This is a genomic window from [Ruminococcus] torques ATCC 27756, assembly GCF_000153925.1.
GTDB lineage: Bacteria > Bacillota > Clostridia > Lachnospirales > Lachnospiraceae > Mediterraneibacter > Mediterraneibacter torques.
Genome location: NZ_DS264359.1, coordinates 49,718 through 70,459, shown reverse-complemented (window position 1 = coordinate 70,459; position 20,742 = coordinate 49,718). Strand labels below are relative to the sequence as shown.

The following is a 20,742-nucleotide window of genomic DNA, read 5'->3' as shown; positions in this document are numbered from 1 at the left end:
ATATTTAAGTAACAAGAGCATTATTTTTGATATTGTTAATAATCTTAACAAATTTTACCTGTTCTTCATATGTAAAAATCAAACTAAATTTATATGGTCTGTCAAACGGCGTTTTCATCAAATCAAGAACATTATTAATATACCCATTTTCTACGACATAATCTACAACTTGTTCAATAAAATGAAGTTGCTCTGTATTTGGTCTTTCTTCTAAAATAAATGTGGAAAACGCAGCATATGCAGCAGTCCGATCCATCTTTGCAATTTTACGAATCAACAAACCGAACGGTGTATCTTGATAATTCATCTCATAATCTTCTGCCGTCCCTAATTCTACAGTAAATATTCGCTCTAACTCGTTATAATCTTCCACAGAAATCGGTTCATTATGCAGGAGTTTATTAATCGCCGGCGTCGTTTTATGTGCTTCAACGTATTCGTTTACTTTTGCCCGGTAATCTTCAAAATCAGATGCAGACAGACTCGTCAATCTTCCTTCTTCTCTAAACACAACTATATCTTTAAAATTTGAATAATGAAGCTTTTCTTTCTTCGCGGGAATGTATTTCATAATTTCACGTAAAGATTTTCTTGTTTCTTCAAATTTCAAAACATCCTGAACATCCCAATAATGATCTGATACAAGTTCTTTCAATTCCGAAATTCTAACTTTTATATCCGGAATCGTAGCGCATTCTTTCAAAAGAATATTTGCATTACCAACAACATACCTTTTTAATCTTCCTAAATTTTTTCCTCCTGTCATAACTGACAACATCAGTCCATACATAAGCACATCAAAACTAATTGCCGCTTCGTCCTTCTCATCTGATACGACAAGTTTTGCAAGGTGATCTATAATTTCTTCTTTATGAATTTCCTCAAGGCATTCATACTGTTTTCGTTCTTTATATCTTTCTACATACCTTAGTTCTAAGCGCACTTCAACCCTTTCTGTTCCCATAGCTTTCACATCATCTACGACATGATCTATCAAATTCTCCCGAATATTCTGATACTTCACATCTACATAATTTGCATCCTGCAAACATTTGATCATCTGGACCATTCGGATAAATCTTGCCGCAACCGGAGCAACTACTTCCCCTGCTTCTCTTCCTTTTGGATGTTCGTCAAAAAATTGAAAATTCCTCATATAATCAAATACAACAAATTCTTTTTTATCCTCGCCTTCCCCAAAAAGGTTTTCACAAAGTCTTGTTCCTCGACCTAACATCTGCTCAAATTTAATCCGGCTATAAACTTTCTTGGCAAAAACAAGATTTGTAATTTCCGGCACATCTATCCCGGTTTCCAGCATATCTACAGTCACCGTAATAAACGGATAGTCATCCGCTTTTTTAAAATCCTTAAGATTTTGTCCTGCATATGGCTCATCACAAACCACCAACTTGCAAAAATTACCTTTATATTGCGGATATAATTCATTAAATCGATCAACAATAAATTTTGCATGCAATTTATTTTGTGCGAAAATAATTGTCTTCCCGACATGATTTCCATTTTTATGTCTAATGCCGTTATTCATCAAATCTGAAATCATTCTATCAACCGTATCGACATTAAAAATATATTTATTTATTCTCTCCGGCGGAATATGTTCAGGCACTCCTCCATCTTCGACAAACTCTGCTTCATATGCCTCCCTCTCTTCCTCGTCCAAATCCGCATATGTAATTCCATCATCTGAAATCTGTGTCGAAGTCTCAATTAAATAAAACGGAACTAACACATGATCTTTTTCCACCGCTTCCTCATACTCATATACATCCGTCGGTATATTATTTTTCATATCAAAAAATGTATAGGTAGACTGATGAATCGTATTCTTCGGCGTCGCAGTCAATCCCAGCAGGCAAGCGTCAAAATATTGAAAAATTGCTTTATATTTATTAAAAATACTTCTATGTGCTTCATCTATTACAATTAACGAAAAATGCCCCGGCGAAAAAAATCGCGATCCATCCGCATTTTTTATAGTATCAATCGCATGTAACATTGTCTGGTATGTTGAAAATATAATTTTTGCATTTCGCTCATCTTTATTTAGTAAAAGATTACACATTGTTGTATTCTCTATATATTTATAAAACGCATCCTTTGCCTGCTTCACCAATTCTTTGCGATCTGCCAAAAACAACACTTTTCCCATTAACTCACTGCGCGTCATCACATCTACTATCGATGCCGCTGTTCGTGTTTTCCCTGTACCCGTCGCCATTACAAGCAAACATTTTCGGATTCCCTTTTCATAATTTTCACAGCATTTTGTAACTGCTCTTAATTGATACCAGCGATCCGTAATTTGCTTATCAATCTGAATGCTGTTAACCGATTTCTTTATACATCGCCGCTCAATCATTGCATTGATATCTTTTTGCGGAAAGATGCCGCTCACAAGTCTGGGCGCACTGTTTGCATCATCCCAAAGATAAGTTTCAAAACCATTTGTATAAAATATAATCGGTCTTTTTCCCTGCATATTTTGGATACAGTCTGCATATAATTTCCCTTGATTCCGCCCTTTATCTCCGCTCTCGCTTGCCTTTTTTGCTTCTACTACAGCAATAATCTTTCCTGTATCTCCCCATATAACATAATCCACATATCCCCGTCCTGTTTGATTCGGCATTCCGACAACAGGATATTCAACTTCCACACAATTTCTCTTTTTATCCTGATCGAACACATATCCATTCGCCTCTAAATCTGCATCAATATATCTTTTTCTCGTCGTCCATTCTGACAGATCCGGTTCGTAAACATATTCCCGATTTTTTATATTACGGGCTTTTTGAACTTTCATCTCATTACGAAGTTCTTTATTCAAAGCTAAAAGACGTTCTATTTCTTTATCTTTTTCATTCACTATTTTATCAGCGTTTTTTTGAACGTCTTTAATAACCTGCCGATACTCTTCCTGTACCACATTCATATCCGTTGTCGCATCAGGAATCTTTTTCTCATCAAATACTCGTTCAACATAATCTCTTCCGTAACAATAATCAACCCATTCCACAAAATCAAATAATATGTTGAGAGAAAGAACTGCATTGTCTCGCGTCAGTCGTTTTGAAGTATGTACAGACTCATTTCCATTCCGAACAATGTGCTGAAGCCTTCTCCACAATGTAATATCCATCAAAGAAGGAAAGCCATTATTGTGAAGTAAAGACTGCAATCCTTCTCTATTTCCAATCGGTTCTAATGCAGAATCAATCGAATAAATCCATTTCACACACAATTCCAATGCTTTTCTTGAAGCTACCGCGCTCATCACCGGCGAAGATTCTAATATTCTTTCCGCATCAATACACGCTCCTGAAAACAATTCATATTCTTGTTTCTTCTCAAGAAATGCAAAATTCATTTCCATGATAAGCTCCTCCTCTCAAGCAAATTTTTAATATTTCCGCACTGCAACTTTTGATTTGTCGGTTAATTTAACAAAAGAAGCAAACTGATCTTGTTTCCTTTTTTCTGGCACTATTACCTTCAATTCACTAAGAATTTTCAAGTTGATATTCTTCTGAGCAGACTCAGGTGCCTGTGATTCCAGAATTGCTTGAAAGAAAGAAAACCAATAATGAACAAAAATATTATTTGTTCTTTCATTTGCAATAAATCCAACCACACTATCAGGAAAGCAAGCATCAAATTCCAATATAGCCGTCTTAGCAATATTAGCAGCAATCGTAATACAAAGAGTCCCCTTATCCCACATTTTGCTCTGTTTTAATCCAAGTTCCGAATATGTGCTGCTATAAGATGTAATATATAGTCCAGCATTTGCAACATCTCCTGTCTGAATTAATGGATATTTACCACCTAACAACTTAATATCATTTCTTGGTCTATGTTTAGATACTCCTCGACCAAATTCTCCCAAGTCAGGTAATGTAGCTTCTGGTAAACCGTAAGAATTTGAAACCGGATCACCAAACAGTTCGACAAATCGGGCTTTGATAAGCTTGTCCAATAATTGTAATTCCTGTTTACACAAATCAATAACTTTTTCGCATTTACTAAGAACACTTACAATTTCAACTTGCCGTTCCCAAAAATCAAAATTAAATTCTTCGTTTTTATAATCTTTAAAATATATATGCGGGATGGTTGCGCCTGTAAAATATTTTTCCAAATTCATATATTTTACTACATAAAAAAGATACTTTGGCAATATATTGTCTTTCGGTAAAAGATACTGCATCGTACCTATTACAGAAGTTTTTCCCGGGCATAACATTGCCCTTCCAATTCCAGCTCCATCCTTTACAACTGCGACATACGGATATCCTTGCTGATAAAAATCTACACTTCCAATATATCCTGATGCACCAAAAACTGAAAATTCCCCATTCTTTTCAGATACATCTGACAGTTTTAAATTTGATGTCCCACGTTCACAGACATCTCCTAGTTTTACTCTCATATATCATCCCCACAAATCTTAATTTGCTTGAGGGATACATTTCACTTTAAGACATATATTTTTGATGTGATGTTTTTACATTATTCTGATTTACCATCGCATACTGCATTGTTGTATCTATCTGAGAATGCCCTAAAATCTTTTGTACCTGCTCGATCGGCATTCCTTTATCGATTGCTCTCGTTGCCATCGTTCGTCGAAATTTATGGGGATGTATACGATCCAATTTCAGTTGTCTTCCTAACTGCCGCAATCGTATTTCGACTCCACTTATTTTCAAACGATCGTGCGGTGCATCCAACGTTACAAATAATGCTTCATTATTATCTTTTCTTTTTTCAATATATTCCTTCAGATGGACTTTTGCCTTCGCATCAAAATAAACGCGCCGTTCTTTATCTCCTTTTCCGTATACAATACATTCTCGCCCCTCTAAATCAATGTCTTCAATGTTCAGATTTACTAATTCTCCAACTCTGATTCCGGTCGAATACAGTAAATCAATTATTGCTAAATCACGTATTTCTGCACAATTATCGCGAAGTTTTTCTATTCCTTCATCTGTAATTACACTTTTGACGACTGTCTTTGTCTTTATTTTATGTATTCTTTTCATTGGGCTTTTCAAAATATAATCTTCCTCTTCTAGCCATGAAAAGAAACTGGATATATTTCGTCTGATATTATCAATCGTCACATTTGAACACCTGTTTATTTTCTGATAATCTGATAAATAAGTACGAATCTCTTCCGTGGTAATCCTCCTTACACTCTGATTCATTTTTGAAAATAAATGTTCCACAGTGACCCGATAATACTGTATTGTTCTTTCCGAACACCCTTCAATCCGCTTAGCATCCAAAAACATTTGCAAAAAATCATTATTTGATATTTCTTGTTTATCAGCTTCATTTTCCGAAAATGTTTTTAACACAACTTCCTGTAATTTTTTCATCTGTGCAATCGACAGATACTCTGACATCTCGTTCAATATAAGTACAATTTTTTCTTCCATGTTGATACTCCCCTTTCGACTTGTACCAACATCCTTCAACCAAAACTACGCAACCTAATGCCAGCGCAATGCATCTTTTATTCAATCACTCTATTTTCCAAATAACACTCCAGTAAGTAAGATGGATTTTCATAATACATACTACTATTATAATCATCTATCTTGGCACTTACAAAAGAATTATAAACATGAAACAGCGCGTCAATCACTCCTGTCTTTTCCCTATCAGCGACTCCTTTTATCAGCCTTTTATAAACTTTACCGATATCCCAATGCGACGGTATTGCATAACCACATGCTTTTACATTGTCAAAATTTCCTTCTTTCATTCCTGATTCCACTATGAAATCATCACTCACACGATCTATATTGTCACTATGGTACACATCTGCCAAATCATAAATTTTTTCAATACGTTTTTTCCCTAACGTATTTACAACATCCATTCTTGTATTTTTCGTTTTCCTTGCAATATAGTCAATCAGACTGCATGTAAAAAACAAATCGTTATCTTTTGAAGATTCTCTGCCAATATTATCCTGCATTACACAACCTCCTCAAACCCTCGGTATTCAAGACATTTTAATGCCTTTTCCGTACAAAAATTAATCTGATGTGTCGGATATTTGAATTTTGCCAAACTCCAAAATTGATCCCTTGTAATAACTCCCTCTATATAATCTGAAATATAATTATAAATCTGATCATCAGCCATCGCTCCAATTACAATATCATAATTATGACTTTTCCCACTCCGGCAATCAATAATAAAATCCAGCCACTCTTCCGTCATTTCTTGAAACTCTTTGATGTTCAAATCCAAATTTAATCTTACTTCATAAATAGAAACAACTTTTGTATCGTAGCGTTTTGCCCATCTCTGAGCCTGTTCCTTGATAACGGTACAATAAAACCCTGTTCCAAAATCCTTTGTATTTCTTCCTATACGAACTTGGGGATTTTCAACTGATATATACCCTCCGTGATATACTGTCATTTTTGCCATTTATCCGTTCCCCTTCTATCCCAAATAATTCTGTGTCATACTATCAAATAATAGCTAAACTTCCCTATAATTCTTTCTGCCTCACGTTTTTAATAAAAATATACGAAAACTTCAAAAAATCTGTTCATTTTATATGTTTTCTAACTCAATACCGTAATACTCTTCAATCCCCTTCTGCATTTTTACAAATGCCGGAATATAGTCTTTTAAAATAACGCCAACTAATCTTCTTGCTGACGACTCATCATAAATATGTGTTAAATCATTTCTGCTCTTTAACATTCCAAGCCAAATATCCTCATCAATAAAATCAAAAATCGTATATGCAGTTTTCAGAATCATTTTAGGAGAACCTGTCGCAGAGATAGATTGTCCTTCATAACTTAACAATTCCTTTAACACTTTCCAGCCCAACTCAAACTGCACAAAAAATTTATCAATAATACCACCCACAATAAATTCATTTGATAAGTCTTCATTTTCTGCTGTCACAAGCACTTTCAAGTTTGATTTAAAATGCTCAAATTTCTTCATATATTGTTTTCCCTTCTTTTTTGATAGAATCTCTTAATTCACTCTGTATTTCTTCGTCCAAATTAATAATATTAAAGCACAAAAGGGTACTCGTCTCCTCATTTACATCCAACATAAAATGCACGAAATTGCCGCCTTGCACAGCCAAATCAATATCGCTTTTTTCTTTAAAGCTTCCTCTTGCTCTTGAGCCAAACAGAATTACTTTTTTTACATTATACTTTTTGGCAAGATCACATATTTCCTCTATTACTATAGGCTTTATTCCTGTTTCTCCCATAATTTTCCTTCCCATCATCCAAAATACTCCTGCATTAAGCTATCAAATAATAATTGTGCTTCATCTAATGCTTTTTGCACTGCAACTTTTGATTTGTCGGTTTGAGCGACGAAGACAGCAAATTGCTCTTGTAATTCCATTGGAGGTACGGCGACCTGTAACTGCTTTAATTTTGCACCAGGCAAATGTGCAATAGTAGCTTTTGCACCGGCTAATGCAGAAAAACCTCCATAATCGCAATTATATCTAAACCACCACGCCAGATAATCTGGTAAAATTATCTGGTGATTACATCTCACTCGATGCAACGCCTTTTGGAAAAAACATGGCTGTAACTCATTATGCCACACAGCACACCGTCCAATTTCGCCACCCTCACAAACCAAAAGATCTCCTTCACGCAGCTCAAACTCTGCACGGTCTTTTTCATCAAAATCCATTTTATTTAGATTTTCAAGATTGAACCGAAACCACTGAACATTGAAATTGGCTAAGTAAGGATAACTATTTCTTCCAGTTTGCTGTTTTGCATCTAGCATTTTCCCCAATCGTGAAGAAGTGATCTCTGCAAATAAACAAACTTGCCATTTCTTGCTGTTGTGGATTACATCTCCAAACATCTCGACAAATCGGGCTTTGATAAATTCGTCAAGTTTTTGTAATTCCTGTTGGCGCATCTGAATCAACTTATGAAGCTTATCCAACACAGAAGAACAAAACTTCTGTTGCTCTACAGAAATATCTGGAATAGTCATTTCTTTCAGCATATCCAGTTTTAAATTATCTCTAACACTTCCAGATGCCTTAGCCTTTATCATCTGTCTGCCCAAATCACTTCTAAGAAAATAGTATAGATACTGACGGTCAATCCCTTCTGATACTGAAAATACATTATAGAGAGGACTTACGATAACACGTTTTTCATACCTCTGCCAATCAACAGAGCCGACATTTATCCGCGAAGGATTATATGCAAAATAACCTTGCGGAACAATCTTATATGTGGTTTTGTCTTGGCTAGCAACCTCTTTGCCAAAGTATTCTGTACAAAATCCCTGACTATTTGTCACGCTGTACACTGGAATATCTTCGTTCCCTTTATTTCGCTCCGAGTATTCCTTTATGAATTTCCCTAATGGCACTCTTATTCTTGTCATTCTATCATCCCTACAAATCTTAATTTATTGTCCTCCTCATTATACAAGATTTATCCACTCAATCAAATACCCATTACATAAGTTTTCAAATATAGTAATAAAATCACAACAATTATAACTATAATGAAAGAAAATGCCAGTCGCATCACGAACATGCGAAATCAAAAAAGACACCTATTATTTTGCCCCCTCAAAAGTCAGACCATAAATCCAACGTTTGAAAGTCCGATTCAATAAAATAACAAATGTCTTTCTTATCAACTTTCGTCTTCTCTATTTTATTTTCTAAGCAATGCTCTCAATTCTGCCGTTTCCTTCGTAATTTCCTCGTTTAACTCTTCAATTTCAGCAAGAATTTCTTCTGTCGGTGGATATTCTACAGGAACATATTCTATTTTTTTGTATTTATTGATTGACAGATCATATCCATTATCTATAATCTCCTGCTTATCAACCATAAAACTTTGTTCTGTCCGCTCTCTATCCTCTTCGTTTTCTTTCTTATGAAATCTTTCAATAATATCAGGAATATCGTTTTCTTGAACAGGTTGACGTTTATCATCTAACGAATAACCATCTGCTTTCATATCATAAAACCAAACTTTATCCGTTCCTGTCCCATTTGTTTTTGTAAATATCAAAATTGCCGTTGATACTCCCGCATATGGTTTAAATACTCCCGAAGGCATCGATATTACAGCTTCTAAGTACTGATTCTCAATCAACTCTTTCCGTAAGTTTTTATGTGCTTTTGACGAACCGAAAAGAACGCCGTCAGGCACAATACATGCACATCTTCCACCTACACGCAGCAATCTGATAAACAATGCAACAAACAACAACTCTGTCTTTGTTGTATTTGTAATTGCCAATAAGGATTCATTGATATTCTCCTTATTAATCGTTCCTTTAAACGGTGGATTTGCCAAAATCAAATCATAGGCATCTTTCACCTGATAATCTTTAGAAACACTATCCTGTTTATTTAACTGTGGATTTATAACAGAATGCAGCATCAGATTCATACATGATAAACGGCACATTGTTTCATCTGTATCAAAACCTGTAAATGTTTCTGAACCATATTTTTCCCATTGTTCGGCAGTCATCTTGTTTCCATATTCACTTCTTATATATTCGGCGCTAGAAATAAGGAATCCGGCAGTTCCGCAAGCCGGATCACAAATCTTCATATCCGGTGTCGGCATCATAAGTTTTACCATCATATCCCGGATATGCTTCGGCGTTCTAAATGCTCCCAAGCGTCCGGCTGAATTCAATTTTCCAAGCATATATTCATACAGATCGCCCTGCATATCTAAATCTTTAATATCATTTTCAAACAAATCTTCTAAACCGGCAACAACTTTCTGTAACGCTAACGGTTCATTTATCTTAAATGTTGCATGTTTTAAATATCTTGAAAAAGCTGAATTTTCATTTGAATTCAGATTGATCAAAAAAATAAATACTCTATCAACGAAATGCTTGTGAAGCGCACGAGCTTCCATTCCTTTAAAGTTTCTCCAGCGAAGAGCCTGTTCTTCTCTTGATTCTCCGAAAATATGACTCTGTTTTTCTCCCGAAAGCAATTCCGCCATTTCAATATCTGCTTCTCTTTCATCAATCTGCTTTGCAAACATCAGATACGTCAACTGTTCTATTACTTCTGTCGGTTGAGAAACTCCTCCCGCAATCACATCCAGCCATATCTGCTCTATTTTATTTTTCACTACCGATGGTAACATAGATACCTCCCTATCCGAAGAACTTAGACCAATATCCCTGTACGAAGATAAATAACACGATCAGCGGAAGGATATATGACACATAGATCCGTGACCATTTTGGGAATTTAATTCCCGTTCCCGCATTAGCTTCCTTGCGGAAGTTCTTCCATCCCCAGCCATAACGGCTTGTACAAAACAGAAGATATACAAGACTTCCAAGCGGAAGAAGGTTATTGCTGACGATAAAATCTTCCAGATCAAGGATCGTGCTTCCCGCTCCGAGCGGCTGGAATCCGCTCAGCAGGTTAAATCCAAACACACATGGAAGTGAAAGCAGGATAATCACAACCAGATTCACTGCCACTGCCTTGCCTCTCGAGCATCCGGTCAGATCCATCGCAAATGAAATGATATTTTCAAATACCGCAATAATCGTTGACGCCGCCGCAAAAAGCATACAGAGGAAAAAGATACTTCCCCAAATTCTGCCTCCTGCCATAGAATTAAATATATTCGGCAACGTAATAAAAATAAGATTCGGACCGCTGTCCGGGTTCACTCCGAAAGCAAAACATGCCGGGAAAATAATAAATCCCGAGAGCAGCGCTACACATGTATCAAGAACGGTTACGCATACTGCTTCTCCTGTCAGACTTCTGGAGCGGTCTATGTAGCTTCCGAAAATCGCGATCGCGCCGATTCCAAGGCTCAATGTAAAGAACGATTGCCCCATTGCCGCAAATACAACTTCCATCAGTCCCGCTTCTTTTACTTTGGCAAAGTCAGGAACAAGATAAAACGCCAGTCCTTCGCCTGCCCCTGAAAGAGTAACGGAACGTACCGCCAGAATGATCATAAGCGCAAGAAGCATAAGCATCATCACTTTTGTGATTTTTTCTACGCCTTTCTGCAGCCCGATGCTGCAAATCGCAAAGCAGGCTGCCACAACAATGATCATACATACGATCATAATTCCCGGCTGCTGCATCAGCTCGCCAAACTCGTTTTTGATTCCCGACGCATCCAAGCCTTTAAAATTTCCCGCTGCCATTTTTACAAAATACAAAAGTAGCCATCCGCCGATCGTTGTGTAAAACATCATAAGCAGATAATTTCCTGCCATGCCGAACCATTTATACCAGTGCCATTTTGTACCAAGCGGCTCTAATCTGTCAAATGATAACGCAACGCTGCTTCTTGATGCCCTTCCAACCGAAAACTCCATTACCATGATCGGCAATCCAAGTATCAGAAGAAACAGCAAATAGATCAATACGAATGCCGCTCCTCCGTACTGCCCGGTAATGTAAGGAAACCTCCATACATTTCCAAGACCGATCGCACACCCTGCCGAAATCAGAATGAATCCAAGGCGGGAGCCGAATTTTTCTCTCTTCATAAAATTTCCTCTCTTCCTTATATACCATTTTAATACTGTACAGTGTTACAACTGTACAGATATTAATGTACCATATATACACACTTTTTTTCCACCATTATTTACAAAATATTTATTTATTTTCTTTCGCATCTTCATAAAAAGCATCAAGCGAACTTACAACCATTTGAAATGTAAGACGAGCCGCATATTCAGGCGGCATATTTTCCCCGTTTTCAAGCCATGTTCTAATAAATCCAAGACATCCGTTAAAACAAAATGAATAGAAATATTTCATTTCCGCAAACTTTTCGGGAAAGCGTTCCGCCAAAAGATCACGACTGTTTTCTTCCAAAAATTTTTCAATTCTCCTGATAAACGTAATATCACCGTATGGACCAAGAAGCGCGCATCCGATCTCTCTGTTATCGCTTAACACCCGAAACAAATCTTCTATAAACAAGTATGTAGTGTCTTTCTCGATTTTAATCGGATGCTCCAGAATCGCTCTTTCTATTTCCTCAATCATATCATCTTCTATCTCTTTTAGAAGAGACGGAATATCCGAATAATGCAGATAAAATGTCGAACGGTTAATATCCACATCATCTACAAGTTCTTTTACGGTAATCTGTCCGATATTTTTTTTCTTCATAAGACGGGCTAGTCCCGTACGAAGCTGGTTTTTAGTTTTTCTCACCCTGCGGTCTGTCTTTTTTTCCATATCGCTTTCTCCTCGTCATAATATCTCTTCACATGTGTCAACACATTTCGTTATATTGTCGTTTATCCGACATTTCACACTTCTATTAATGGTTGTAAATCTATTTCTACCTTAATATAATACTCTTTATCAAGAAAATCAACATTGTATCTATTAATATATAAGGAGTTCTGATATTATGAAAAAATCATTTCACATTTTTCAGCGTGACCTCTCCCGCCTTTTACACAATAAAGCGGCGATTCTTGTTCTGATCGGCGTATGCCTGCTGCCTTCTCTATACGCATGGTTTAATATCGCAGCCAATTTAGACCCATACGGAAATACGTCTAAGATTAAAGTCGCTATTGCCTGTTTAGATAAAGAAGCATCTTCCGAAAATCTTTCTATCAATGCAGGAAAAGAAATTGTCAAAAATCTAAAAGAAAACAAACAGCTCGGATGGACGTTCACTTCGGAAAAAGAGGCTCTCAACGGAGTAAAATCAGGAAAATATTATGCTTCTATTGTTATTCCCGAAGATTTCAGCCGCTCTTTGATCAGTATTTTATCCGGCGACTTACAGACGCCGAAACTTGACTATTACATAAATGAAAAAGCCAATGCCATTGCTCCCAAAATCACAGGCACAGGCGCAGCCGCAATTCAGGAACAGATCAACAGCACCTTCTCTTCGGTTGCTTCTGAATCCGTTTCCGGCATATTAAAGCAGTCTGCGTCAGACTTGTCGTCAACACTTGGATCTGTCAATTCCGATATTACTAAAACACTTGAAAAAGCTGATGCAAACATTGCCGCCTACAAACAACTTCTCGAAAACTTCAATGCAGCCGCAGAAAAATCTGCCCCCCTGATCACACGCGCAAAATCAACTGCTTCATCTTTAAAATCCGCCGCCTCGTCGGGTTCTTCGGCTCTAAGCGAATCTTCCCGCATCCTCTCTGAAACCCGTACTGCCGCAGGAAACTTTTCTTCATCCCTATCTTCATCTTTGACACAAGGAGAAATTTTGCTCGGTCAGGCGCACAATATCGCATCAGCAGGACTTACCGATCTTGAAACTGCCGCCCGCTCGGTAAACGGATCGATCGGAAACGCACTGGATTTTGCCAATTCCACTGCCGTCTTAAACGGAAATATTTTAAAAGAGTTAGGAGAGCTCGCCTCACTCATTCCCGGATCTGATTTGGATTCTGCCATCGCCGGACTGCAGGCTCAAAACACAAATAATCAGGAACTGATCCTCTCTTTAAGCGCCGGAAATGCAGGAATACAAAATGCCATCAACACAACCGCTTCTACCCGGGAACAGCTTTACACAATTACATCCGCAAACATCGGCAGTCTGCACGACCTCCGCGCTGTTTTGGACAAAAACGTTCTGCCGCAGCTAAACAAGACATTAGATGCTTTCTCTTCTTTGACAGGAGAAATGAACGGTCTTCTAACAACAGTTCCTTCCTCCGCCGATCAGATCGACAACCTGTTAGACCAAATGAGCGCCGGACTTTCAAATACTGTAACGGCTCTTGAAGGCACAAAAACCGCCCTGTCAAATGTTCAGGAACATCTCGGTACGATTCAAACAGACTTAAATGCCCTTTCCGGTTCTGACATCTACGAAACTCTTCTCTCATTAGAAGGAATCGACAAGCAATCGGTATCGGCATTTATGTCCTCACCTGTGAAAATAGAAACAAAGAGTTTTTATAAAATAGCTAATTACGGCTCGGCAATGACGCCTTTTTACACAAACCTTGCAATTTGGGTCGGCGGCATCGTCCTCATCGCGATTTTTAAATTAGAAGTAGATAAAGACAGCTCTATGCTTCGATATTCTTCTGCCTCTCTCTATTTCGGACGCTGGCTTTTGTATATCACGGTCGGAATGGTACAAGGATTCATTGTCTGTATCGGAGATGTTTTTCTAAAAGGGATTGAATGCGCGCATCCAGCCGCTCTTATCTTTACCGGAGTGATCTGTTCGTTTGTGTATGTCAATATTATTTATGCACTGTCAATCTCATTTAAACACATCGGGAAAGCATTATGTGTTCTCCTCGTCATCCTTCAGATTCCCGGATCGTCCGGCACATATCCTGTAGAAATGACACCCGCGTTTTTCCAAAACGTCCATCCGTTCCTACCCTTTACTTACGGTATTTCCGCAATGAGAGAATGTATTGCCGGAATGTACGGAAGCACTTATATACACAATCTGCTCATCCTGCTCCTTTTCGTTCCCGTTTCCTTACTGATCGGACTTGGGATCAGACCTCTGCTTTCAGGTCTGAACCGGCTTTTTGACATTAAACTTGCAGAAACCGATTTAATGCTTGGTGAAACACCCGACAGAAATATCAGACGCAGCGCACAGCTTTCTCTTTTACTAAAAGCTTCTTTATCACAAGAAGAACTTCAGATCCAAACTGCCGAGAAAGCACAGCGTTTTGAAAAAAATTATCACAAAATGATCCGTTTTGGATTTTTTGCGATTTTAACTATTCCGCTCATTTTCCTGATCCTTATGTTCAGCCTTGAATCTAAAATTGTATTCCTCATTCTTTGGATCTTATCTATTATTTTAATCGCCACATGGCTGATCACAGTGGAATACATACATAACGAACTTGCAGCTCAACAGGAACTGTCCGGTATGTCATTTGAAGAAATGTTGAAATTATTCAGAAAAATGGAGGAAAACTGACTATGAAAAATATCATACGCATTGCGCGAAACGACATCCACAATATCCGAAAAAACGTAATCGCGCTGATCGTTATTTTCGGCATTACTATCGTTCCCTCTCTCTATGCATGGTTTAATATTGCCGCAAGTTGGGATCCGTACAAAAATACCGGAAATTTAAAAGTAGCCGTCGCAAGTCTTGATAAAGGATATGACGGCGAACTGCTTCCGGTCCGGCTCAATCTCGGAAATGACATTATTTCTTCACTGCGTGAAAACACACAGCTTCACTGGATATTTACAGATGCCAAGGACGCTTCTAACGGTGTACGTTCCGGAAAATATTATGCTTCTGTTGTCATTTCTGAAACATTCAGCAAAGATATGATGAGTCTGTTTTCTTCTGAAACGACACATCCGACAATTACTTACTGCATCAACGAAAAGGAGAACGCCATCGCCCCAAAAGTAACAGAAAAAGGCGCAGATGCAATCCGTCAGGAAATTAACGAAACCTTCACAGAGACAATTTCCAAAACAGCTCTGGACGCATTTCGTTTTGTTGCTGACGTTTCCGCAGAAAAAGGGGATGCATCTCTTGCAGAAAATTTATCTGCTTCGCTTGCAGAAATCTCTGCCGATCTTGATTCTGCTTCCGGAACTGTACAGGCATTTTCTGATATGACAGACGCCGCTTCTTTGATGCTAGATACGACTTCTGTTATCTTTTCCCATACCGGAGACGGAACAAAGACAAGCCTTGGCGCCTTGACAGATGCAGGAAACGGGATTGCTTCTCTTTCTTCCGCTTTATCCGGCACAACTGACGCAGTCAGTCAGGCATTATCTGACGGAGAAACTTATTATTCATCCGTCTCTTCCACGATCCAAACCGCACTTGACGCCTACAGTACAGATGCGGATGCCGCTTTCACTTCCCTTAATGCAGTCTCAAACAGGATACAAACTGTCATCGACGGATATACATCTCTTGCGGACTCTTTAACTGCTATAAAAAACGCAAACCCAAACCTTAGTCTTGTGATCGATCCGATTCTGAAGCAGATTTCGACTGCCGTCGAGCATCAGACAAATTTAAAAGCCGAGCTTGATAATGCCGGAATAAAAATTACCGGCGCCGTTCAAAATGCGGATTCTTTAAAAACAGAAATCGACGGACTTATTAAAGAGAGCCTGACTTCCACTTCGGAAGTGAAAGACAGCTATGAAGCAACTGTTAAAAATCAACTGGAAAATTTGGCAGGCAGTCTAGGCAGCACCGGATCTTCTGTATCCGCTCTTTTAACACAATTAAATGAAGGCGCCTCTGACTTGACAGATATTACAAACAGCGCTTCCGATGACCTTGCCCTTATCCATACTTCGCTTTCAGATTCCTCAACTTTGCTAAGTAATGTATCTGAACAACTTTCATCCGCGTCTGAAGCGCTCTTAAACCCAAACCGTGACGGACTTTCCGTGTTGACCGACTTGTTGGCGCAAAAACCGGAAGCAATCGCCGCCTTTCTTGCGTCTCCGGTCAGTCTTTCCGAGCATCCGGTCTACCCGATCGAAAATTACGGATCGGCAATGGCTCCTTTTTATTCTACACTCGCCATGTGGGTTGGCGGCGTTGTGCTTGCCGCCATGCTGAAAGTCAATGTTTCAGGAAAAGCTTTGACAGGAGTTTTTAATCCGAAACCTCATGAAACATATATCGGAAGAAGTCTACTTTTTATAGCGATCGGCCTTTTGCAAAGCAGCCTCATCTGTCTGGGCGATTTGTTTTATTTAAACATCCAGTGTCAACATCCGGTTTACTTCCTTTTCGCCGGATGGTTTACAAGCATCGTGTATGTAAGTATCATTTATGCGCTCACCGTTTCATTCGGCGATATCGGAAAAGCCGTCTGCGTCGTCTTACTTGTTATGCAGGTAGCCGGAAGCGGCGGAACATTCCCTATTGAGGTAGCGCCTGACTTTTTCCAAAAAGTCTATCCCCTTCTGCCGTTTACGCACAGCATGAATGCCATGAGAGAATGTATTGCCGGCTTTTACAGCACAGTTTATTGGAAAGAACTCGGAACATTAGCTCTTTTTCTCATCCCCGCACTATTGCTCGGTCTGCTCCTTCGGAAACCTGTCATACGTCTGAATGATGCATTTACGGAGAAGCTCGAAAGCACAAAACTTATCTGAATGCAAAAATTTCCGCATGGATCTTCTCCACGCGGAAATTTTTATTTTTTCTCTTTATTCTTTAAAAAGTTTTACCCGACGGCTGTTCTTCACAATTTCGTAAGCTTGTAACCTGTCGTGCTCACGACTGCCGCCGTATTCCCGAGTTCATCCTTGATACGAATCTCATAATACGCCGTTGTCCTGCCGTCTTTTAAACAGACTGCTTCTGCAATCAACATATTCCCTTTTGCCGCTCCAAGATAAGCAATCTGTGAGTTCAATGATACCATTGTATCGCCCTGCCAGTTTGAAGCAACTGCAAACGCAAAATCGGCAAGTGTAAAATAAACGCCTCCCATTACTGCCCCAAGCGCATTCTTATGTTTTGCCTCTAATGTCAGACTGCATCTCGCATAGCGGTCGTCTATCTCGTCTATCACCGCCCCGGTCTCTGCCGCAAACCGATCTTTCTCAAAAAAACGGACGATTTCTTCTGATGGTTTCATTGTTCCTTTGCTTCCTTCTTACCACTCAAATTTTTTCTCGAAGTATGCTTTCAAATCTTCAATCTTCACTCTCTCCTGCTCCATCGTATCACGATCACGCACTGTAACAGCTCCGTCTTCTTCCGAATCAAAGTCATATGTTACACAGAACGGAGTACCGATCTCATCCTGACGGCGATATCTCTTTCCGATATTTCCACGATCGTCAAACTCGCAGTTATAATATTTGCTCAACTGTGCAAATACTTTCTCCGCGCCTTCATTCAATTTCTTAGACAGCGGAAGAACGCCGATCTTAACCGGAGCAAGCGCCGGATGGAAATGAAGAACGGTACGCATATCCGGTTTCTCTTCTGTTCCGATATTCTCTTCGTCATATGCACTGCAAAGGAACGCCAATACCATACGGTCTGCGCCAAGTGACGGCTCAATTACATACGGAATGTACTTTTCTTTCGCTTCATCGTCAAAATAAGTAAGATCCTGTCCCGATACATTCTGATGCTGTGTCAGGTCATAGTCTGTACGGTCTGCGATTCCCCAAAGTTCTCCCCATCCAAACGGGAACAAGAACTCTACGTCTGTCGTCGCTTTACTGTAGAAAGACAACTCTTCCGCATCATGGTCACGGTAACGTACTTCGTCTTCTTTCAGTCCGAGTTCAGACAGCCAGTTCAGACAGAAGTTTTTCCAATAATCAAACCATTCCAAATCTGTATCCGGTTTGCAGAAGAACTCAAGCTCCATCTGCTCAAACTCTCTCGTACGGAATGTAAAGTTACCCGGTGTGATCTCGTTTCTGAAAGATTTTCCGATCTGAGCGATACCAAACGGAAGTTTCTTTCTTGATGTACGCTGTACGTTTTTAAAGTTTACGAAAATTCCCTGCGCCGTCTCCGGTCTGAGATAAACCGTATTCTTCGCATCTTCTGTAACTCCCTGGAATGTTTTGAACATCAGGTTGAACTGACGGATATCTGTAAAATTATGTTTTCCGCATGTCGGACACGGAATCTGATGCTCTTCGATAAATGCCGTCATCTCTTCCTGAGACCATCCGTCCACAGAACCTTCCAGTTCAATTCCTTTTTCTTCGCAGAAATCTTCGATCAATTTATCCGCGCGGAAACGCTCATGACATTCTTTACAATCCATAAGCGGATCGCTGAAACCTCCGAGATGACCGGAAGCCACCCAAGTCTGCGGGTTCATAAGGATCGCGCAGTCGACACCGACATTGTATGGGTTCTCCTGTACAAACTTCTTCCACCATGCTTTTTTTACATTGTTTTTCAGTTCTACACCGAGATTGCCGTAATCCCATGTATTCGCCAGACCGCCGTAAATCTCTGATCCCGGATATACGAATCCTCTTGATTTTGCAAGCGCCACGATTTTATCCATTGTCTTTTCAACCATTTTTATGCTCCTCACATTTTTTATTGTAACAGTTCAGCCATACAGATGTACGGGAAGCAGAAAACATGCCTGCATGTTTTTGCAAGCGGACATCTGTATGTGCTTAGCGCCTTTTTATGAGTAAAACAGTAGCGGCAGCTACAGTAAGCACGCAGTGCGGTTTTACGAATGGCGCAGGCTGAACTATTACTTTTTATTCTCGATGGTATTCATTATAACTTGTGCGGCCTTATTTTTCAAGCATCATCGCGCAGACAATCTCCATTGCTCTCTATCACATTTTTATACCAATAAAACGATTTTTTCGGAATCCGTTTTCCCGTTCCTTTTCCGAAGTCGTCCAGGTCCACATAAACCATCCCATATCTTTTCGACATCTCTCCGGTCGTTGCACTGACCAGATCGATCCACCCCCATGCAGTATACCCGATCAGATCTACACCGTCCTTTTCCACTGCATCCATCATTGCTTTCACATGGGAAGAAAGATATTCTATTCTATAATCATCATCAACAAACCCGTTCTCATCCGGCGTATCTTTCGCTCCAAGTCCGTTTTCCACAATAAACAATGGTTTTTGATATCTGTCGTACAGCGTGTTTAACGTAATCCTCAGTCCGAGAGGATCGATCGGCCATCCCCACTGACTGTTGGTAAGATGCGGGTTTTTCGCAGAAGCAAACACGTTTCCCCCTGCGGCTTCGCCTTTTCCGTCCGCTCTCACACAGCGGCTGTTATAATACGAAAGCGAAACAAAATCAACCGTATTCTCTTTTAAGATTTCAAGATCATTCTCCTTCATCTTCAGCCGAATATTTTCCCGTTCAAATAATTTTTCAGCATAAGAAGGATAATTTCCCCTGACTTGTATGTCTGTAAAAAAGTAATTTTCTCTGTTCTTTTCCACGCTTGCCCATACGTCTTTCGGATCACAGCTATACGGATAGACGTCTCCCGCCGCAAGCATACATCCGACCTGTGAGCCCGGGCATATCTCATGCGCCATTTTCACAGCCAGTGCAGAAGCAACAAGTTCATGATGAGCTGCCTGATATTTTACTTCCATTGGATTCTCATCTTCTTCCAGACGAATACCTGCTCCCATAAACGGCAGATGCATCAGCATATTAATTTCATTAAATGTAATCCAATACCGGACTTTTTTCCCGAAACGGTGAAACAAAGCTTCACAGTAACGAAGATAACAATCGATCACTTCGCGGCTTTTCCATGAACCATACTTCTCTATAAGAGCCAGCGGAATATCAAAATGACAGATTGTTATAATCGGTTCAATTCCATACTTATTCAGCTCATCGATCACATTCTCATAATGATTCAATCCATTCTCATTCGGCTGTGATTCCTCTCCGGTCGGAAAAATCCTCGACCATGAAATTGAGAAACGGTAACATTTACATCCCAGTTCTTTTAAAAGCACAATGTCTTCTTTATAATTTTCAAAACCGTTGACCGCTTTTCTTCCCGGAAAATAAGATTCCTTCGGAAGTTTCCTATAATCGAACGTTCCATCCATGACAGCCTGACGATTCTCTCCGTGAGGGATCACATCAACGAGTGCAGTCCCTCTTCCATCTTTATCCCAGCTTCCTTCAAACTGATTTGCCGCTGTTGCTCCGCCCCACAAAAACTGTTCTTTCATACGCAAC

The 20,742-nt window shown here is 39.3% G+C and carries 16 protein-coding genes; 2 read left to right on the top strand and 14 right to left on the bottom strand.

Features of this window, described 5'->3' with window-relative positions; all coding sequences use genetic code 11:
• Positions 1-4: 4 nt before the first annotated feature.
• The 11 genes from RUMTOR_RS08725 to RUMTOR_RS08675 form a co-directional block, all read right to left on the bottom strand.
• Positions 5-3,397 carry a DEAD/DEAH box helicase family protein gene (locus tag RUMTOR_RS08725; protein WP_004847136.1) on the bottom strand — a complete coding sequence of 1,131 codons (3,393 nt, stop codon included), beginning with the start codon at positions 3,395-3,397 and terminating at the stop codon, positions 5-7.
• A 27-nt stretch (positions 3,398-3,424) separates the two neighbouring features.
• Positions 3,425-4,453: a restriction endonuclease subunit S gene (locus tag RUMTOR_RS08720; RefSeq protein ID WP_004847135.1), complete on the bottom strand. Its 1,029-nt coding sequence runs from the start codon at positions 4,451-4,453 to the stop codon at positions 3,425-3,427.
• A 46-nt stretch (positions 4,454-4,499) separates the two neighbouring features.
• The gene (gene xerA, locus RUMTOR_RS08715) at positions 4,500-5,468 is read right to left on the bottom strand and encodes a site-specific tyrosine recombinase/integron integrase (RefSeq protein ID WP_004847133.1); all 969 of its coding nucleotides are present in this window, start codon (positions 5,466-5,468) and stop codon (positions 4,500-4,502) included.
• A gap of 77 nt (positions 5,469-5,545) precedes the next feature.
• Positions 5,546-6,013, bottom strand: coding sequence for a hypothetical protein (locus tag RUMTOR_RS08710; RefSeq protein ID WP_004847131.1), 468 nt, complete (start codon positions 6,011-6,013; stop codon positions 5,546-5,548).
• On the bottom strand, positions 6,013-6,474 hold the full coding sequence (locus RUMTOR_RS08705) for a DUF3990 domain-containing protein (protein ID WP_004847129.1): 462 nt from the start codon (positions 6,472-6,474) through the stop codon (positions 6,013-6,015). Before RUMTOR_RS08705 ends, RUMTOR_RS08710 begins: the two co-directional genes overlap by 1 nt.
• Before the next feature lie 129 nt (positions 6,475-6,603).
• Entirely contained in the window at positions 6,604-7,008 is a 405-nt protein-coding gene (locus RUMTOR_RS08700; protein WP_004847127.1) for an HI0074 family nucleotidyltransferase substrate-binding subunit, read from the bottom strand.
• Positions 6,995-7,306: a nucleotidyltransferase family protein gene (locus tag RUMTOR_RS08695; RefSeq protein ID WP_004847125.1), complete on the bottom strand. Its 312-nt coding sequence runs from the start codon at positions 7,304-7,306 to the stop codon at positions 6,995-6,997. The genes RUMTOR_RS08700 and RUMTOR_RS08695 overlap by 14 nt, the downstream gene beginning before the upstream one ends.
• Positions 7,303-8,445 (bottom strand): restriction endonuclease subunit S, encoded by a 1,143-nt coding sequence (locus tag RUMTOR_RS08690; protein ID WP_004847123.1) that lies wholly within the window; start codon positions 8,443-8,445, stop codon positions 7,303-7,305. Before RUMTOR_RS08690 ends, RUMTOR_RS08695 begins: the two co-directional genes overlap by 4 nt.
• A 278-nt stretch (positions 8,446-8,723) precedes the next feature.
• Positions 8,724-10,193: a class I SAM-dependent DNA methyltransferase gene (locus RUMTOR_RS08685; protein ID WP_004847122.1), complete on the bottom strand. Its 1,470-nt coding sequence runs from the start codon at positions 10,191-10,193 to the stop codon at positions 8,724-8,726.
• Positions 10,194-10,203: 10 nt separating this feature from the next.
• Entirely contained in the window at positions 10,204-11,574 is a 1,371-nt protein-coding gene (locus tag RUMTOR_RS08680; RefSeq protein ID WP_004847120.1) for a sodium-dependent transporter, read from the bottom strand.
• Positions 11,575-11,686: 112 nt separating this feature from the next.
• A complete protein-coding gene (locus RUMTOR_RS08675) occupies positions 11,687-12,277 on the bottom strand; it encodes a TetR/AcrR family transcriptional regulator (protein WP_004847117.1) in 591 nt (196 codons plus the stop codon).
• Positions 12,278-12,455: 178 nt separating this feature from the next.
• On the opposite strand from RUMTOR_RS08675, the gene RUMTOR_RS08670 reads away from it, so the two are divergent.
• Together RUMTOR_RS08670 and RUMTOR_RS08665 are read left to right on the top strand one after the other, a co-directional pair.
• On the top strand, positions 12,456-14,984 hold the full coding sequence (locus RUMTOR_RS08670) for a YhgE/Pip domain-containing protein (protein WP_004847114.1): 2,529 nt from the start codon (positions 12,456-12,458) through the stop codon (positions 14,982-14,984).
• A gap of 2 nt (positions 14,985-14,986) precedes the next feature.
• Positions 14,987-17,164, top strand: a complete 2,178-nt coding sequence (locus RUMTOR_RS08665; protein ID WP_004847111.1) for a YhgE/Pip domain-containing protein — start codon at positions 14,987-14,989, stop codon at positions 17,162-17,164.
• A gap of 89 nt (positions 17,165-17,253) precedes the next feature.
• On the opposite strand, the gene RUMTOR_RS08660 is transcribed toward RUMTOR_RS08665, so the two are convergent.
• From RUMTOR_RS08660 to RUMTOR_RS08650, 3 genes are all read right to left on the bottom strand, one after another.
• On the bottom strand, positions 17,254-17,652 hold the full coding sequence (locus RUMTOR_RS08660; protein ID WP_004847110.1) for a PaaI family thioesterase: 399 nt from the start codon (positions 17,650-17,652) through the stop codon (positions 17,254-17,256).
• An 18-nt stretch (positions 17,653-17,670) separates the two neighbouring features.
• Positions 17,671-19,071, bottom strand: coding sequence for a glycine--tRNA ligase (locus RUMTOR_RS08655; RefSeq protein WP_004847107.1), 1,401 nt, complete (start codon positions 19,069-19,071; stop codon positions 17,671-17,673).
• Positions 19,072-19,307: 236 nt separating this feature from the next.
• The gene (locus tag RUMTOR_RS08650; protein WP_004847105.1) at positions 19,308-20,735 is read right to left on the bottom strand and encodes a 6-phospho-beta-glucosidase; all 1,428 of its coding nucleotides are present in this window, start codon (positions 20,733-20,735) and stop codon (positions 19,308-19,310) included.
• Positions 20,736-20,742 lie beyond the last annotated feature (7 nt).

What these genes read in the sequence shown, in the direction of transcription:
- RUMTOR_RS08725 (WP_004847136.1), bottom strand. Translation starts at nt 3,397, where the DNA reads ATGGAAATGAATTTTGCATTTCTTGAGAAGAAACAAGAATATGAATTG.
- RUMTOR_RS08720 (WP_004847135.1), bottom strand. Translation starts at nt 4,453, where the DNA reads ATGAGAGTAAAACTAGGAGATGTCTGTGAACGTGGGACATCAAATTTA.
- xerA (WP_004847133.1), bottom strand. Translation starts at nt 5,468, where the DNA reads ATGGAAGAAAAAATTGTACTTATATTGAACGAGATGTCAGAGTATCTG.
- RUMTOR_RS08710 (WP_004847131.1), bottom strand. Translation starts at nt 6,013, where the DNA reads ATGCAGGATAATATTGGCAGAGAATCTTCAAAAGATAACGATTTGTTT.
- RUMTOR_RS08705 (WP_004847129.1), bottom strand. Translation starts at nt 6,474, where the DNA reads ATGGCAAAAATGACAGTATATCACGGAGGGTATATATCAGTTGAAAAT.
- RUMTOR_RS08700 (WP_004847127.1), bottom strand. Translation starts at nt 7,008, where the DNA reads ATGAAGAAATTTGAGCATTTTAAATCAAACTTGAAAGTGCTTGTGACA.
- RUMTOR_RS08695 (WP_004847125.1), bottom strand. Translation starts at nt 7,306, where the DNA reads ATGATGGGAAGGAAAATTATGGGAGAAACAGGAATAAAGCCTATAGTA.
- RUMTOR_RS08690 (WP_004847123.1), bottom strand. Translation starts at nt 8,445, where the DNA reads ATGACAAGAATAAGAGTGCCATTAGGGAAATTCATAAAGGAATACTCG.
- RUMTOR_RS08685 (WP_004847122.1), bottom strand. Translation starts at nt 10,193, where the DNA reads ATGTTACCATCGGTAGTGAAAAATAAAATAGAGCAGATATGGCTGGAT.
- RUMTOR_RS08680 (WP_004847120.1), bottom strand. Translation starts at nt 11,574, where the DNA reads ATGAAGAGAGAAAAATTCGGCTCCCGCCTTGGATTCATTCTGATTTCG.
- RUMTOR_RS08675 (WP_004847117.1), bottom strand. Translation starts at nt 12,277, where the DNA reads ATGGAAAAAAAGACAGACCGCAGGGTGAGAAAAACTAAAAACCAGCTT.
- RUMTOR_RS08670 (WP_004847114.1), top strand. Translation starts at nt 12,456, where the DNA reads ATGAAAAAATCATTTCACATTTTTCAGCGTGACCTCTCCCGCCTTTTA.
- RUMTOR_RS08665 (WP_004847111.1), top strand. Translation starts at nt 14,987, where the DNA reads ATGAAAAATATCATACGCATTGCGCGAAACGACATCCACAATATCCGA.
- RUMTOR_RS08660 (WP_004847110.1), bottom strand. Translation starts at nt 17,652, where the DNA reads ATGAAACCATCAGAAGAAATCGTCCGTTTTTTTGAGAAAGATCGGTTT.
- RUMTOR_RS08655 (WP_004847107.1), bottom strand. Translation starts at nt 19,071, where the DNA reads ATGGTTGAAAAGACAATGGATAAAATCGTGGCGCTTGCAAAATCAAGA.
- RUMTOR_RS08650 (WP_004847105.1), bottom strand. Translation starts at nt 20,735, where the DNA reads ATGAAAGAACAGTTTTTGTGGGGCGGAGCAACAGCGGCAAATCAGTTT.